Here is a 15,468-nt window from a genome sequence, read left to right on the forward strand (position 1 = left end):
AACTGTAATTTATAAAGTCAGGAGTCATAATGGGAACAATAATTAAAAAATTGGAAGTAGTTTTGGCTGATACTTATGCTTTATATCTTAAAACGCAAAATTATCACTGGCATGTTAAAGGCGTGCATTTTAAAAGTTTGCATGAATTATTTGAAATGCAATATAAGGAATTGGCAGAAGCCGTGGATGCGATTGCCGAACGCATTTTAATTATGGGGCATAAGGCTCCTGCGACATTTACTGCACTGAATCAATTAAAAACAATTAAGGATGGTGATTCCAACTTCGATGCGAATCGAATGGTGAGTGATTTAGCTCAGGATCATGGCGCTTTGGTTAAGGATTTAAATACAGCGGTTAAATTAGCGCAAGAGCATGGTGATGAAGGAACAGTTGCTTTACTCAGTGAACGTATTGCTGCGCATGAAAAAGCTCGTTGGATGTTGAGTGCTTCTACTGTTTAGTTTTTTTTGAAATTATTGATAGTCATCAAGCCCCGGTTAGGCGCAAAGCTCTAACCGGGAGTCGTTTAGGCCCTTTGAACAAAAAGATTGCATTTGGCGTGAAAATAATGTTTGGGAAGCCTCAAATATCGATATATGGTTCTTTGTTATTGGTTATTTCTTTTTCAATCTGAACCAAAATACCACCCAGGATTTCAAGCATACCACTTGCGAGTATAAGTTCCAATTCTAAATCGTCGCATGTCTACTTGGTACTCTTATTCGTAGTATTTCCAGTATTGATAGTATTCGAATTACTAGTATTAGACGGTACTTCATTACTCGGATTTGAATTTTTAATAATAATACGATCACCCTTTAAAATTAAATTCTCCTTGGGGCTGCTTTTCATAACAATTATACTGATTCGACGATTTTCAGGAGCAAATGGGTCTTTTAGATTTAGGAGCATCGTTGAACCAAAACCAGATACCCGTTTGACACGATCTGGGTTTAGCCCGGCTTTAATTAGTGCGCGGCGAGCGGCATTGGCTCTTTGAGTTGATAATTCCCAGTTGGTGTACTCTAATTCTTCAGGATTGTGATAGGGATGAGCATCGGTATGTCCTTCGATTATAATTGCATTGGGAACCGTGCTTAATAGTTTGGCAATCTGGGCAAACATGGGATCCATATTGGGATTGAGCTTATCAGAGCCTACATCAAACATAGATTGATCTTTATTATCAACCAATTGGATGCGCAACCCATTGGACACAATTCGCATTAATAATCGATTCTTTAATCCTGCTAGCGAGGGATCTTTTTGAATGCTTAAATTAATTTGTGATTTTAATTCTTCAAGTTTTTGGGTTTGCTCTTTATCCGATTGAATGACCTGAATATCTTGGGCTTGTTTACTTTGGCTGGATGCCTTATCGGTTGTAGAAACTTGACCATTGGTATCCTTGAGATTGGGTCCTCCGCCTTTAAGATTTAATTGTTGATTGCCTACGTTTTTACCGCCAAAAAAAGTTATTTTCATTGGCTGTTTAAAATATTCGGCAATACCATCTTTTTGCGCTTTATTCAGTGATGCAATCAGCCACATCAACAAAAAAAAGGCCATCATGGCGGTAACAAAATCGGCAAAAGCGATTTTCCATGAGCCTCCATGATGCTTGTGTTGATTTTTTTTAATTTTTCGAATTATTGGGCTTGCACCCGCTTTTCCTTTACCACCATTGTCACTCATGCTGTAACCTCATTAACTCGGGGTAGGTTCAGCAGCAGAACCCTCAGAGCTGGATGAGGATGCGGCCGGTTTGAAATTTTTAATTTCATCATTAAGCTGAGCGAAGGAGGGACGTTGGCCCGAAAACAATACCTTACGCCCAAATTCGACGGCAATAATAGGAGGATTATTATGTAAACTCGCTAGTATGGTTGCTTTAATGCAGTGCAGCATCAACTGGATTTGATTGGCATGATGTTCCATTGCCGATGCAACCGGACCAATAAATCCATAACCGATTAAAATACCTAAAAAAGTACCTACCAGAGCATGGGCAATGAGTACTCCAAGTTCAGGGGGAGGCAAATTGATCGATTCCATCGTATGGACTACACCAAGAACTGCAGCAACTATCCCAAACGCAGGCATCGCATCAGCGAGTTTCGATAAGGCATTAGCAGGAATCATTTCTTCTTCATGATGTGATTCAATTTCCATGTCAATTAACGCCTCAAGTTGAAAAGGTTGCAGGTTCGAGGTGATGATCAATCTTAAGTAATCACAAATAAACTCAATAACATGATGGTTTTTCATTAACGAAGGATAATTATTGAAAATAGGGCTTTCTTCTGGTGAGTCAATGTCTGCTTCCAAAGACATCAATCCTTGCTGCCGCGCTTTATTCAGCAGATTGTATAAAAGGCCTAATAAATTAGTATTGTTCTCCTTAATGGATTTCTCACCACGAAATACTTTAGGTATGGCCTTTAACAGGGATTTTAAAACTGAGGTACTGTTTGCAACAATAAGTGAGCCTATGGCAGCCCCAGCGATAATGAGCAGTTCAATGGGTTGAAAGACTGCTGCAAGATGGCCTCCAGCCAAAGCAAATCCTCCAAAAACACAGAGTAGTATGACTATATAGCCGATTATAATTAACATTTTTATTCGCTCTCCTAACCTCTATTTAAGATAATCGTGAACAACGCGACCATAAGGCAAGGTGAGATCGGTTAATAAATGGACTCCATTTACTATGCGTCGTATAGGAAGATTCGCTACAGGAGCCAAGGCATGGTGTGTTAATTGCAGTTGAGCTGGTCCTTGCCAAGCCCCTTTAATCGCAACATCCTCAAGATAATACTCAACCAATTCACAAATTCGCACACTACCGTCCACATGAGGAATTATCTTAAGTAAATAATTGGGTGTGCTCATTGATTCGGCTACTTTTTTTACATCAAGTGCTTCATATTTGTAACCCATGGTGGCTGTGGCGATACGGCAAGGTCCATATTCTAAGGTCCCTAACAAAGTTTCATGGACAACTTCCAATTTGGGTTGTGCCAGTTTTTTAGGGAATCCCCATATTTCACGACCACCTGCGATGGGAGGGAGATCATCTAAAAACATGGCATGGGTGTAATTTCCCATTTTACCCTTGTAGCGAACAGGGATGACTTGCCCAGACTCGGTATAGTCACCAAATCCCGTGGAATCAGGCATCCGAATGAATTCGAATTTGACTAAAGGCTCTACCACCTCTAATGGGGCAGGAACTACCTCCCGCAACACATCCATGTCGGTTTCATAGGTAATTGTTAAAAATTCCCTATTAATAAAACGGTATGGGCCACGAGGATAAGATGGACTGACGAGTGGCATGGCAAATGCCTGTTTTTTTACCTCAGCTTCATTCATTTTCAAACTCCGTTTTTAAATGTTTATTAGGGGACATATCGTAAACAGCAATCCCTGTTGTTTGAGAGACCTTTTGATTCCAAGGTGATTTTTTAATGGCTCTTCTTCCATCTAAGTAGCCATTATTTATGCGTTCTAAAATACTTTTTTGTGAAAATTCATAGTCTTTTGAAGAAAGTTCTGACTCATCGTGCTCATATAAAAAGCGCACCACGGAGACTGTAGATTGGTGTCCACGTGCGATACAAAGTTTTAGTTCGGGGTTTCCTCGTTCCTCTTCTGGAACATAGCGAGAGAGAATATGAATGGTATTCTTTAATGCATGGATCTGTTGATACATGTTAATCGCTTGGGAAAACCGGCTGGAGTATTCTATATCTTTTTGTCGCTTCATCACTGCATCTAGAGAGGTTGGATACAAACCATAAGAGTCAAATAAGTGAATCGCAAAGCAAAGTAAATCGCGAGGGCATCGATTTACTGCCAATACATAGGTTGCTGGTGAGTTGCTGGAAATTCCACCATCCCAATAATATTCTCCTTCAACCTCAACAGCGGGAAAACCAGGGGGTAATGCACCACTGGCCATAACATGTTCGGGTCCGATTTTGGTATCTTGTGAATCAAAGTACACCATTTCCCCTCTGCAAATTTCAACAGCACCGATACTTAAACGAGTTGCTTTGGAGTTGATGCGATCAAAGTCGATGAATTGCTCCAAAGATGATTTTAAGTATTGGGTATCATAAAAACTTATGGTATCGGGTTTGTCATAATATCCTATGAGCAAAGGAGGGAAACGAGGTGTAAAAAAGCCCGGTTGTCCCCAAAGTAAAGCGGATTGAGCTGATAAAAAATGTTCAAGTTTTCGACTTTCATCGTCATTAGGTAGAAGGTCAGGCTTGATGAAAGAGGGGGTGGCAATCTTTTGCCAAAATTGTTGCATTTTTTCGACACGTACCCCTGGCGGGTTACCGGCTGCGATGGCTGCATTAATTGCGCCTATTGATGTGCCAACAAACCAATCCGGATCATAACCTGCTTCATCCAATGCATGTAAAACACCCACTTGATAGGCGCCTAAAGCGCCTCCACCTTGAAAACAGCAGGCAACATGTCGATGCTTTTTCGATTTACCTTTCTTTGCCCGGGTCATAGGACTACTCCATGAACCATCCGTGACTCACCACCAATGATTGACCTGTCAGCGCATTGGATGCAAAAGAGGCAAAAAATAACGCGGTTTGTGCCACATCATCTGTAGTGGTAAATTCGCCGTCTACGGTATCCTTAAGCATGACGTTTTTAATGACTTGGTCTTCAGTAATTCCTAGTTCTTTAGCTTGCTCTGGAATTTGTTTGTCCACTAAAGGTGTGCGTACGAATCCTGGGCAAATGACGTTGGCTCTGACATTATGAGCAGCCCCTTCTTTGGCGACCACTTTACACAAACCAAGTAATCCATGTTTTGCAGTGACATAAGGTGCTTTCAATTTAGAGGCTTCTTTAGAATGGACTGATCCCATATAAATAATACTGCCTCCCTTACCTGAAGCATACATGTGCTTTAGTGCAGCACGGGTGGTTAGAAAAGCTCCATCCAGATGAATGGATAATAATTTTTTCCAATCAGAAAAAGCCAATTGATCTATGGGGTTGATAATTTGAATCCCAGCGTTACTGACTAACACATCCACGCCGCCAAAGTATTTTGCAACCTCATCAACACCTTTATTGACTTCATCTTCATTGACGACATTCATGGCAACTGCCATGGCTTCTCCACCCTTAGACTTTAATTCTTCCGCTGTATTTTGGGCTTGTTCGAGATTAAGATCAGCAATAGCAACCTTAGCTCCTTCCTTGGCATAAACAAGGGCGATCTCTTTACCTATTCCACTGGCCGCACCGGTAATTATTGCTACTTTATTTTTTAAGCGCATGATTACAATCCTTGTATTTTTTGGGTTAATGATCAATCGGTTAGGATTAACCTGAAATTCCTTTTAAAAAGTATAGCAATGGAAATTTGATATTGCTTTATATTATTAAGTTTTTTTATTGGTTAAAGAAAATTCCATAAAAAATGTTCTAATTTTTTGCAGAAAATAGTGTATTTCACTTTGATTATTAAAATATAACACCCTTAACCTCAAAAAAGGTTAAGGGTGTTTGGGGTTGTATTAGTAATAGTAATAATTGTAACCAGGACGATAGTAGCGGTGATGATAATAGTATGCTCGTCGGTCTTGATCTTGGCCGATTGCATTGCCTACTAATGCGCCAGCTCCTGCACCAATCACAGTACCAACCGCACTGCCTCCAGTTACTGCATACCCTATACCAGCTCCTGCAGCACCACCAGCAGCAGTACCCACTTGAGTGTTAGTGCAACCCCCGATCATAAAAGCGGATAACCCGACAAAACATAAGGGAGCAATAATTTTTTTCATAGCGAACTCCTTTTTATAGTTTTCAGGACTTCTGCATTGATAAGGCAGATTCACGGCAGGAAAATCCTGGTTTCTTCATCTTCACTATGATTTTAGTACAAAAAAAATGTTTAATGTAAAATAAGTGATCATATTTTGCTTTTGAAGGCGGCTTTTTACGTTCAGATTTTACTCTTACCCCCATTTTCCAGTAGTATTAGAAATATAAATAATAAGAACAGAGGATTGTATGTTTAAAGGAAGCATAGTTGCTTTATTAACACCCATGAAGAATGATGAAGTTGATGTTCCACGTTTACGGGAATTGGTCGAATTTCATATCGAAATGGGCAGTCATGGTCTTGTTGCGGCGGGTTCTACCGGTGAATCAGGTACTTTATCTCATGAAGAAAAATTATTGGTCATTAAAACAGTAATAGACCAAGCAAAAGAGCGAATCCCAGTAATTGCGGGTACTGGTATGAATGCAACACGGGATTGTATTCAATTAACCCAGGAGGCGATGGAGTGTGGCGCACATGCAGCATTAATTATGACTCCTGCCTATATTAGACCTACCCAAGAAGGGTTATATTTGCATTACAGTCAAATCGCCAAAGCCGTCGCGATGCCGATTATCCTTTATAATGTGCCAACGAGAACGGCATGTGATATGTTACCAGAAACAGTAGCTCGACTTGCTAAAATTTCCAATATCGTGGGAATAAAAGATGCTACAGGACAGATGACCCGGTTACAGCAAATTTTGCGTCTTTCAGAGGGCAGCATTGATGTATTTAGTGGTGATGATTTCACCGCAGCATCCTGGATGCTGGCTGGAGCTAAAGGAAATATTTCCGCAGCAGCTAATGTGGCTGCAAAATTGATGGCCAAATTATGTGATTCTGCTTTAGACGGTGATCACGCTGCATCTTTACGTATCAATGAACAGCTTGCACCTCTATATGAATTATTGTTTATTGAAACGAATCCGATTGCGATAAAATGGGCCGCAAACAGAATGGGGTTAATGGATAACGAATTAAGGATGCCATTGACTTGTTTGTCTAAAGAGCATCATGAACCATTAGAAAAGATTATGAAAAGTTTGGAGTTGATTTAAGTGAAAAAATTGTGTTTTATTGTTTTTGTGGCGCTCGTTCTCTCTGGATGCAGTCGTTATGCGAGTAATGGAGAGAGTCTTTATTTGAGCAGCCGTAATGGTCCTTCATTAGAAGTGCCGCCGCCGTTAACGAGAGCAAATATTAGTAATTTTTATGATTTGCCTCAACAGAACCAAGATGCACGTGTGAGCATTTCACCACCTGTATCATAGGGGATTTATTATGACACCATCAGAATCAGCTGAATTGCTTATTGTACAGGAATTATCACAGCGTATTGTGGATGCGCAACGCAAAATCAGGATTCTTGATAGTATCAAATGGGATGAATCAATAAAAAAGGAATTTTTTAAATATAAAGGTAAAAGGCTTCCTGCTGTTGATAAAGAATATTATGAAAAAAAACCTTTGCCCTTTGATGTCCATGAAAAACAAGAAGAGTTTCGAATTATTTTGCGCGATACCCAGAATCAACTCGGGCAATATTCTACCTTAACTCGTTTAATACGTCGCCAGTGTGAAGAATATAGTCGTGCCACCCAAATGCTTGCTGTGCGCGGGACTCCTGCATTTTCTGAACTGGCGATGGAATTGTATGGTAGTCCCAATGATGTGTTTTACGCAGGTGGGCCACGCATGTCAGAGATGGGTACTTTACTTTTTGATGTGTTAACAGGTCTTAGTGTTCAATTACAATCTGAAGCGGATATCAAACGTTATACCCCACAGCAGGCTCAGGAAATTTTGCAAGCGCGTTTAGGGCAGTTTTTTGATAAACATCCTGGCAAAGTAACCGTAATGGTCAGCGACGAAATGATCGCAGATGCCTCTGCTGGTGCGGACAATATTAAATTAAGCCAGCAAGCGATGTTTAGTGATCGCGACCTTCGATATCTTGAAGTACATGAGGGTTGGGTTCACGTTGGGACAACCTTGAATGGTTCGATGCAGCCCAATTGTTTTTTTCTTTCTAAGGGTTCTCCTTCAAGCAGCGTAATTCAGGAAGGGTTGGCAGTGATTACCGAGGTAGTTACTTTTTCTTCTTATCCCAGCCGTATGTTAAAGATTACCAATCGTGTTATTGCGTTGGATATGGTGACCCAAGGGGCTGACTTTCTCGATATTTATAATTATTTTATGGATTGTGGTTTGAGCGAAGAGGACAGTTATAATCAATCAGTACGAGTTTTTCGAGGAAGTACACCAACAGGTGGTCCTTTTACCAAAGATTTATCTTATGCCAAAGGTTTTGTATTAATTTATAATTACATACGTTTTGCAATCAGTAAAAAGCATGTGGATTCGATTCCCTTATTATTTACTGGGAAGTTGGTTTTGGATGATTTGCCTTTACTCACTGAACTCAAAGAGCGCGGTGTTTTAACCAATCCCGTCTATCTTCCTCCCCCATTTCAGGATTTAGCGGCTTTAAGCGCATGGATGAGTTTTTCTTTATATTTAAATCAATTTGATTTGAATGAGATTCAAAAGAATTTTCGATTCTTAATTGTTTGAATGTTCCGTTATTTCAGGAGTAGCCTGGATGCTTGCAAACAGGCTACCTTTTTAAGATTAAGCGTTACACGCTACAGTTTTCAATAGCTCCATTGGTTCTTCTTTTTCCCGTTGTGGCGTGAAGAAACGATGAGAAAGTCCATAACTTAAATGAGGCTTCGCTTGTTCTTGCATTGTTTTTGCTAACTCAGAATATTCAGCTAAGAGTAATTGAGCCTGATCTTTAATGTATGGATCTCCCGATTTATTGATCATGGTCATATAATGGGCTGCTTTTTTTAGATCGCTCGCATCATTAGAGTTGCCTAAAACTTGCACCATAACCAGCATCGCGCTAGTACACCCTAAGTTCGCTGCCTGGCGCATGGTTTGTTTGTATTGAGAAGAAGTAGGTGGATAAATATGAGCTAAATGGTATAAAGCCATAGGGTTATCTTGAGCTAAAGCCATCATTTTAGGTAAATGTTGAACTACAGCCTGTTTCAAAACAGGATCATTAGGTGATTGATGTAATTGCTTTACTAAAGCAGCAAATTCATTACTTGAAGTGGCCATATCCTACCCCCCCTAACTTTCATTACATTCACTTGTAGGATAAAAGATGAAGGTTAAGACAAAATTAAGGGGGGAGGGCTTTACGATCTTTTTACATTTTCAAATGCGGCCCATCCCAAATGAAATAACATATGGGACAAAATCGCAGCAATAAGTCCATAATGCCAAAATAGATAGCCAAAAAGCACGGATTGGTACAAACTCAGTATAATAACAGAGTAAATGAAATTGCGGCTTCGGGTACAACCGGCAGCAAGATAAATCGGAATTTGGCTCACGGCATAAATTAAGCCGCTAATAAAAATTGAAATCCAGATAAGTAAATTGGGAAATTGTTTCGTAAACAGCAAGGCAAAAAAAGTAGCAAGATTCAATAATCCCCAGCGTCCAATGACTTCCTCGACTACACCGCCATAAAGAACACAGCCATCAACACCAAGAACGGTACGAATATTGGCCATGATTTGCATGTTTTTTTTATCGATAATGCGTGCAATCAAGCCATAAAAGAGTACTAAAAACACCACTAACCCAAAAAAGGCATACAAGACGGTGGGTAATATGATAGGAAGTAATGCTTTTACCCGGGTGGTTCCTTGTAATAGGCCTTCAAGTAGGGTGTCATGTAACCCTGTCATTGGCGATAACATCGCACCGGCAAGACTGAGGATAAAGACCATCAATAAAGTTTGCAAAATGGCAAAATTGCTTATCCTTTTTTTTAACGCTTCAGAGTTATCAGGCAATAAAAAAAAGATTAACCGTTTTATTGCGATGAGCACCCCAGGAATGGATAAGCAGAACAAAACAGTAATTAAAGGCCAGTTGATTGTCATTTTTCATCCTTAAAAAGTACTGAGTAGAAAAATCCGTCCATACCTTGTTCGCCTGGCAAAATTTGTTGGCCATGACCTGTTGCATGTCCCCAAGTCCTGGGCTCTTTTAATTGGATACAGTCAGGGTGAGCAGCAACAAAATTTGCGATTTGTTGTTCATTTTCCACAGACATTACGGAACAGGTTGCATAAACCAGTAAGCCACCTTTGGCTAACAAAGGCCATAAACAATTCAGCATATCACGCTGTAGATTGGTTATAGTAACAATTTCTTGGTTATTGCGTAATAATTTAATGTCAGAATGACGGCGGATAACCCCTGTGGCGGAACAAGGGGCATCTAATAAAATGCGGTCAAAGAGCTGTCCATCCCACCACGAAGAAGGAGTTAGAGCATCTCCTTGAACTAAAGTTGCATGTAAATTGAGCCGATTCAAGTTTTCTTGAACACGTTTTAATCTTTTGCTATCCACGTCCAGAGCAATACATGCCGCCAGGTTGGGCTCCTTTTCTAAAATATGACAAGTCTTACCTCCAGGAGCGCAACAGGCGTCAAGAAGACGTAATCCTGGTTTTAAAGACAACAAAGAAGCCGCCAATTGTGCAGCGCCATCTTGAACCGATACGCTTCCTTCTGCAAAAGCGGGTAATTGATGTACATCACAGGGTGTGTTTAAAGTAATTCCTTCAGGTGCTAAAGGATGGAGTTCGGCAGCAATCCCTTCACGATTTAAAATCTGCAGGTATTCTTGAACCGAATGTTTTTGGAGGTTCACTCGTAAGGTCATAGGAGGATGTGCGTCGTTTGCTTGAGCTATTGATTGCCAGTCATTGGGCCAGTCGACTTGCAGGCGTTCTACCAGCCATTGGGGTTGGCCATGAACAAACAAAGGTTCTTTGCTCAAACGGCTTATAATTTCTTTTTTTTGGCGACAGAAATTGCGTAACACGGCATTAACTAAACCTTTAGACCAAGGTTTTTTGATTTTTTCGAGCAAGGCGACGGTTTCTTTAACTACTGCGTAATCAGGTTGCTGCATGAAGTGTAATTGATAAAGGCCTATCAGTAATGCAACCCAAATTTCTGGTTCTTTGGGTCTTTTTTGCAGCAAACACTCTGCAATGGCTTGCAAACGAAAATAATGACGGCAAAAGCCAAAGCAGATTTCTTTGGTCATTGGGGATACTTCAGTAGCCGACATCAGTTGGGATAAGGATGATTTTTCAGCAAGCAAGCGTGTTAGAATTTTTAAGGCATGTAATCGTTCATTCTTGTTCATTAAAACACATATCCTACGCGCGCGTGTGACTTTGAGGAATTTAACCAATCGGCTATAGAAATTACTTTACCCCCTGGGAACTGAATTTTTTCTATAAGCAAACCTTGGTCGCCTGTAGCAACTGACATGCCCTTTTTATCAAGGTGAACTACTGTACCTGGAGCGTGATGCCCTTGCAAAGCAACAATTTGTGCTTGGTGAATTCTTAAAATTTCATGCTCAAAAGTTGTATAAGCGATTGGCCAGGGATTGAATGCGCGAATGCGTCGATCAATTTCTATTGCAGAGTGGTGCCAGTTGATGCATGCATCTTCTTTATTAATTTTGTGCGCATAGGTCGCTAATTCATTATTTTGAATTTCAGGTTGAATGGTTTGGTTGGCTAATTCGTCCAAAGTTTGCAATAAAGGCTGAGCGGAGATCTGGGCTAACTTGTCATGTAAGCTTTGTGCGGTTTCTGATGCAGTAAGGGAACAACTTGCTTTACGAAGCATTGCTCCGGTGTCCATACCCACATCCATTTGCATTATAGTTACCCCAGTTTCAGCATCACCGTGAAGAATAGCCGATTGAATTGGAGAGGCACCACGCCATCGAGGTAACAAAGATGCATGGACATTAATACAACCTAAGCGTGGAATATCAAGAACTGCTTTAGGTAGAATTAACCCGTAGGCAATAACAATCATGACATCGGGTTTTAATGCGGCGAGCTCAGAAATTGCCTCAGAATTTTTAAAATTCAGAGGTTGATAAACCGGAATTTTCTGCGTCAAAGCCCATTCTTTTACTGCAGAGGCGTGAAGTTTACGACCACGTCCCGCAGGTCGATCCGGTTGAGTATAAATGGCTTGAATACGATGTCTAGAATGCAGTAAGGCATCAAGGCAAGGCAAGCCAAATTCTGGAGTTCCAGCAAAAACAATGTTCAATTGACTCATGGTAAGTACTCACGTAAATGGTCACGCTGTATCAAGGAACGGCCGTATTTGGCACCTGTGCTCAAATTCAACCGTTCACCAAGATTTTTATCCACGTATCACGTATTACGACCAAAAAACGTCTATAGGACATATCTTGAATGAAAACCTTGTGAAAACTGCAAATTACTTGCGTGCGTGTTGGCGTTTTTTGAATTTTTCTAGTTTTTTGCGGGCCATTGCTCTTTTCAATGGAGAAAGCAGATCGACAAACAGTTTGCCATTCATATGATCAATTTCATGTTGCAAACATTCAGCGAGTAGGCCATCGGCTTTAATTTCAAAAGGTTTTCCATTTCTGTCCAAGGCAGTTACTGTAACTTTTTCTGCGCGGGTCACTGTATCATAAGCTCCAGGAACAGAAAGACAGCCTTCCTCAAACTTTTTTGCACCCTCAGAGGCAACGATTTCAGGGTTGATAATCACTATTTGATTCTGTTTATCCCCTTCAATATCAATCACTGATAAACGTAAGCTCACCCCAATTTGCGGAGCTGCAAGCCCAACACCACGGGCGTCATACATTGTCTCGAACATGTCGTCAATTAACGTTTGCAATTTATCATCAAAATGAACAACAGGTTTTGCTACATCTCTTAATCGAGCATCAGGTAAATATAGAATCGTATGAATAGCCATCGTTTATCTGGTTCTCTGCGTAAAAAACATGTTATATTATCCTCTATATATTGCAATGCTGCAAGATAGTAATGGGTTACGCGGGATGTAAAAGTCTTGATGAGTGGTCGAATTATCAAGATATTCCAACAAAGGATTGACTCTAATGAGATTTATTCTCTTAATAATCTTCTTTTTCTTTTCTACATTGAATTATGCTCTAAGCTTACGCACAGATGCTCCTGAGCGTTATGTTGTTCAACATGGGGATACTTTATGGAGCATTGCCAGTCGTTATCTGCATAATCCCTGGGAATGGAAAGAGCTTTGGCATGCCAACCCTAAAATAAAAAATCCCAATCGATTGTATCCTGGAGCAGTTCTGGTTTTAGCCTATTACAAAAATAAACCTTACCTTAAAGTACTCTCGAATGGCACTATCAAATTATCGCCTAAGGCCCGTCCTATGCCCTTAGAGGACCCGGTGCCTCCAATACCCTTAAATGAAATCAAGCCCTTTTTAAATGAATCCCTTATTTTGGATCAGGATGTCCTCAGTCGCGCCCCTTATATTGTTGCTTTAGTAGGGGAACATATGATGGGGGGACAAGGGGATCAAGCTTGGGTTCAAGGTCTGCATCCTTCTCGAGAATTACCTACTGGGGGTATTCCTGCTTATTCTATTTTTAGAGGGGGAAAAAATTATGAGCATCCAAAAACCAGAGAGCTCTTGGGATATCGAGCAGATTTAGTAGGGTATGCTGAGTTAGTTGCGGGAGGAGAACCTGCCACCATTTTATTAACCAGTATTAATGAAGGAATTAAAGTTCAAGATAGTGTTTTAATAAATGATAGTCCTGAGTTTAATTTATCATTTGAACCTAAAGCACCTAGATTTCTCGTGCGGGGATTTATTATTGATATGCCTGATGGGATGCCCAATGGGAATGTCCAGGAGGCAGTTGGTGGTGTGGTAGTGATAAGTTTGGGAGCACGTGACGGATTGGAAGCAGGAGATGTACTGGGAATCTATAGAGATTCGGGGACTGTCAGTGACCCTAAAAATAAACTGTTTCCTATCAAATTACCGCCCGAGCGTATTGGCGAAGTCATGGTGTTTCGTGTATTCACTAAAACCAGTTTTGCCTTAATCGTTCGTTCTACTCGCGCTGTTTATTTATCAAACTTTGTGACTAACCCATGAATAATTTATCGTACTACCTCGCATTAAATCGAATGGAAAGGGTGGGTCCGCGTACGGTTGCAACATTGCAAAAACGCTGGCCTGATCTGCAACAAATGTTCCAACTCTCAGCAACAGAGCTTGAAGAAGCGGGACTATCACCTACTTTGGCACAAACCATAGCGGGTTTTGATTTGCATTTGATTCAAGAAGATCTCAGATGGCTTGAGGCTGCTGATACACATCATATACTGACTTGGGATTCGCCTGACTATCCTGCTTTATTGAAGGAAATTATCGATCCTCCTATTGTTTTGTACGTAAAAGGACAGCTTGCCTGCTTAAAGCAACCGCAATTAGCTGTGGTAGGCAGCCGTAATCCAACAATAACTGGCAGAGAAAATGCCCGCCAATTTGCAAAAGCTATCGCCGCCCATGGAGTGACCATTGTCAGTGGTTTAGCTTTAGGAATTGATGCTGAAGCTCATGAAGGATGTTTGGAGGCCGGAGGGCAGACAATAGCTGTTTTGGGGACCGGAATTGATCGGATTTATCCTTACCGACATCAGGCACTTGCGCAAAAAATTGAGCAAAGCGGACTATTAATGAGCGAATTTCCTCTAAAAAGTCCTCCGACTGCTGGACATTTCCCACGAAGAAATCGTATAATAAGTGGTTTATCATTGTGCACTTTGGTTGTTGAGTCAGCAATAAAGAGTGGTTCGTTAATCACAGCACGAATGGCCCTGGAACAAAATCGAGATGTTTTGGCAATTCCTGGTTCCATTCATAACCCCCTGGCTCGAGGGTGTCATTACCTGTTGCAGCAAGGAGCTAAATTAGTCACTTCAGTTGCCGATGTTCTTGAAGAGTTACGGATTGATTCAGAACAGCAAACAACTGATAAAGCGATTTTACCTCTTGCCAGCGGGAATAAAAACCTAGTAAAGTTCATTGGCTTTGAAATGACAACTGTTGATCAGATCATTTTACGTAGTGGATGCACCGTTGAGCAAGTCACTAGTGAGCTTGCAAAATTAGAATTAAATGGGGCTGTTGTATCTGTGCCCGGTGGCTATATGAGGTGTTAGTATATGAAAGATAACTTATTTGAAATGTTATTGAGTTTATTTGAACAAAGTCTTACCCAACTGCAAAAAAGCCATAAAACCGCTGATCAGGATGCAACGGAACTGAACGATGAAGAGAGTTTGACTTCGGAAGAACAAGTTTTGCATTTGAAGTTACAACAACAAACATCAATGCGAGTATTTACTTACGATGAGCAAATGAAATTGACTAAAGCCAGTTATCAATTTCTCATACGTATGAAACAATGGAAAATTCTTAATGAAGAATCATTTGAAATGATTATGAATCAATTGCAATTTTCTGACTCTAGAATCGTAACGCTTCAAGAAACTAAATGGACAATTAGAAATACTTTAGCCAGTACTTTGAATGAAGAACAATTGGCTTTTCTTGATTTAGTTCTTTATCAATCAGAAGATCAATTGACATTACATTAAAAGATCATCTATTCCTATACTACTAGAAGTTGTTGCTA

18 protein-coding genes are annotated in these 15,468 nt (G+C 40.4%); 7 read left to right on the forward strand and 11 right to left on the reverse strand.

Annotated elements, in window-relative coordinates; translation table 11 throughout:
• The first annotated feature begins 29 nt into the window (after positions 1–29).
• Positions 30–464: a Dps family protein gene (locus tag OQJ26_RS13435; RefSeq protein ID WP_265704268.1), complete on the forward strand. Its 435-nt coding sequence runs from the start codon at positions 30–32 to the stop codon at positions 462–464.
• Between the two features lie 244 nt (positions 465–708).
• Here the strand turns inward: OQJ26_RS13435 and motB are convergent, their stop codons facing one another.
• The 6 genes from motB to OQJ26_RS13465 all read right to left on the reverse strand — a co-directional run bounded on the left by motB (position 709) and on the right by OQJ26_RS13465 (position 5,831).
• Positions 709–1,698: a flagellar motor protein MotB gene (gene motB, locus OQJ26_RS13440; RefSeq protein WP_265704269.1), complete on the reverse strand. Its 990-nt coding sequence runs from the start codon at positions 1,696–1,698 to the stop codon at positions 709–711.
• 12 nt (positions 1,699–1,710) lie between these two features.
• Positions 1,711–2,619, reverse strand: coding sequence for a flagellar motor stator protein MotA (gene motA / locus OQJ26_RS13445; RefSeq protein ID WP_265704270.1), 909 nt, complete (start codon positions 2,617–2,619; stop codon positions 1,711–1,713).
• 21 nt (positions 2,620–2,640) lie between these two features.
• Positions 2,641–3,378, reverse strand: a complete 738-nt coding sequence (locus tag OQJ26_RS13450; RefSeq protein WP_265704271.1) for an acetoacetate decarboxylase — start codon at positions 3,376–3,378, stop codon at positions 2,641–2,643.
• Positions 3,371–4,534 carry a patatin-like phospholipase family protein gene (locus tag OQJ26_RS13455; protein ID WP_265704272.1) on the reverse strand — a complete coding sequence of 388 codons (1,164 nt, stop codon included), beginning with the start codon at positions 4,532–4,534 and terminating at the stop codon, positions 3,371–3,373. Before OQJ26_RS13455 ends, OQJ26_RS13450 begins: the two co-directional genes overlap by 8 nt.
• Positions 4,535–4,538: 4 nt before the next feature.
• Positions 4,539–5,321, reverse strand: a complete 783-nt coding sequence (locus OQJ26_RS13460) for a 3-hydroxybutyrate dehydrogenase (protein WP_265704273.1) — start codon at positions 5,319–5,321, stop codon at positions 4,539–4,541.
• A gap of 240 nt (positions 5,322–5,561) precedes the next feature.
• Positions 5,562–5,831 (reverse strand): glycine zipper domain-containing protein, encoded by a 270-nt coding sequence (locus OQJ26_RS13465; protein ID WP_265704274.1) that lies wholly within the window; start codon positions 5,829–5,831, stop codon positions 5,562–5,564.
• Positions 5,832–6,060: 229 nt separating this feature from the next.
• Between OQJ26_RS13465 and dapA the strand changes: the two genes are divergently transcribed.
• The 3 genes from dapA to OQJ26_RS13480 are packed head-to-tail and all read left to right on the forward strand — an operon-like array spanning position 6,061 to position 8,449.
• Positions 6,061–6,933 (forward strand): 4-hydroxy-tetrahydrodipicolinate synthase, encoded by an 873-nt coding sequence (dapA, locus tag OQJ26_RS13470; protein WP_058387305.1) that lies wholly within the window; start codon positions 6,061–6,063, stop codon positions 6,931–6,933.
• On the forward strand, positions 6,934–7,146 hold the full coding sequence (locus tag OQJ26_RS13475; RefSeq protein WP_265704275.1) for a hypothetical protein: 213 nt from the start codon (positions 6,934–6,936) through the stop codon (positions 7,144–7,146).
• Positions 7,147–7,156: 10 nt separating this feature from the next.
• Complete coding sequence (locus OQJ26_RS13480; protein WP_265704276.1) at positions 7,157–8,449, forward strand: flavohemoglobin expression-modulating QEGLA motif protein; 1,293 nt, start codon at positions 7,157–7,159, stop codon at positions 8,447–8,449.
• Positions 8,450–8,506: 57 nt separating this feature from the next.
• Here the strand turns inward: OQJ26_RS13480 and OQJ26_RS13485 are convergent, their stop codons facing one another.
• The 5 genes from OQJ26_RS13485 to def all read right to left on the reverse strand — a co-directional run bounded on the left by OQJ26_RS13485 (position 8,507) and on the right by def (position 12,739).
• Entirely contained in the window at positions 8,507–9,004 is a 498-nt protein-coding gene (locus tag OQJ26_RS13485; protein WP_265704277.1) for a hypothetical protein, read from the reverse strand.
• Between the two features lie 80 nt (positions 9,005–9,084).
• Positions 9,085–9,840 (reverse strand): CPBP family glutamic-type intramembrane protease, encoded by a 756-nt coding sequence (locus OQJ26_RS13490; protein ID WP_265704278.1) that lies wholly within the window; start codon positions 9,838–9,840, stop codon positions 9,085–9,087.
• On the reverse strand, positions 9,837–11,120 hold the full coding sequence (gene rsmB / locus OQJ26_RS13495; protein WP_265704279.1) for a 16S rRNA (cytosine(967)-C(5))-methyltransferase RsmB: 1,284 nt from the start codon (positions 11,118–11,120) through the stop codon (positions 9,837–9,839). Before rsmB ends, OQJ26_RS13490 begins: the two co-directional genes overlap by 4 nt.
• Positions 11,120–12,061 (reverse strand): methionyl-tRNA formyltransferase, encoded by a 942-nt coding sequence (gene fmt / locus OQJ26_RS13500; protein ID WP_265704280.1) that lies wholly within the window; start codon positions 12,059–12,061, stop codon positions 11,120–11,122. The genes rsmB and fmt overlap by 1 nt, the downstream gene beginning before the upstream one ends.
• A gap of 165 nt (positions 12,062–12,226) precedes the next feature.
• Positions 12,227–12,739, reverse strand: a complete 513-nt coding sequence (gene def / locus OQJ26_RS13505; RefSeq protein ID WP_265704281.1) for a peptide deformylase — start codon at positions 12,737–12,739, stop codon at positions 12,227–12,229.
• Between the two features lie 145 nt (positions 12,740–12,884).
• On the opposite strand from def, the gene OQJ26_RS13510 reads away from it, so the two are divergent.
• From OQJ26_RS13510 to OQJ26_RS13520, 3 genes are read left to right on the forward strand one after another with little or no spacing between them, the layout of a single operon-like run.
• Entirely contained in the window at positions 12,885–13,922 is a 1,038-nt protein-coding gene (locus OQJ26_RS13510) for a LysM peptidoglycan-binding domain-containing protein (RefSeq protein WP_265704282.1), read from the forward strand.
• Positions 13,919–14,992 (forward strand): DNA-processing protein DprA, encoded by a 1,074-nt coding sequence (gene dprA, locus OQJ26_RS13515; protein ID WP_265704283.1) that lies wholly within the window; start codon positions 13,919–13,921, stop codon positions 14,990–14,992. Before OQJ26_RS13510 ends, dprA begins: the two co-directional genes overlap by 4 nt.
• Positions 14,993–14,995: 3 nt before the next feature.
• On the forward strand, positions 14,996–15,430 hold the full coding sequence (locus OQJ26_RS13520; protein ID WP_265704284.1) for a DUF494 family protein: 435 nt from the start codon (positions 14,996–14,998) through the stop codon (positions 15,428–15,430).
• Positions 15,431–15,468: the final 38 nt, after the last annotated feature.

The organism is Legionella sheltonii (genome assembly GCF_026191355.1).
Taxonomy (GTDB): Bacteria; Pseudomonadota; Gammaproteobacteria; order Legionellales; family Legionellaceae; genus Legionella; species Legionella sheltonii.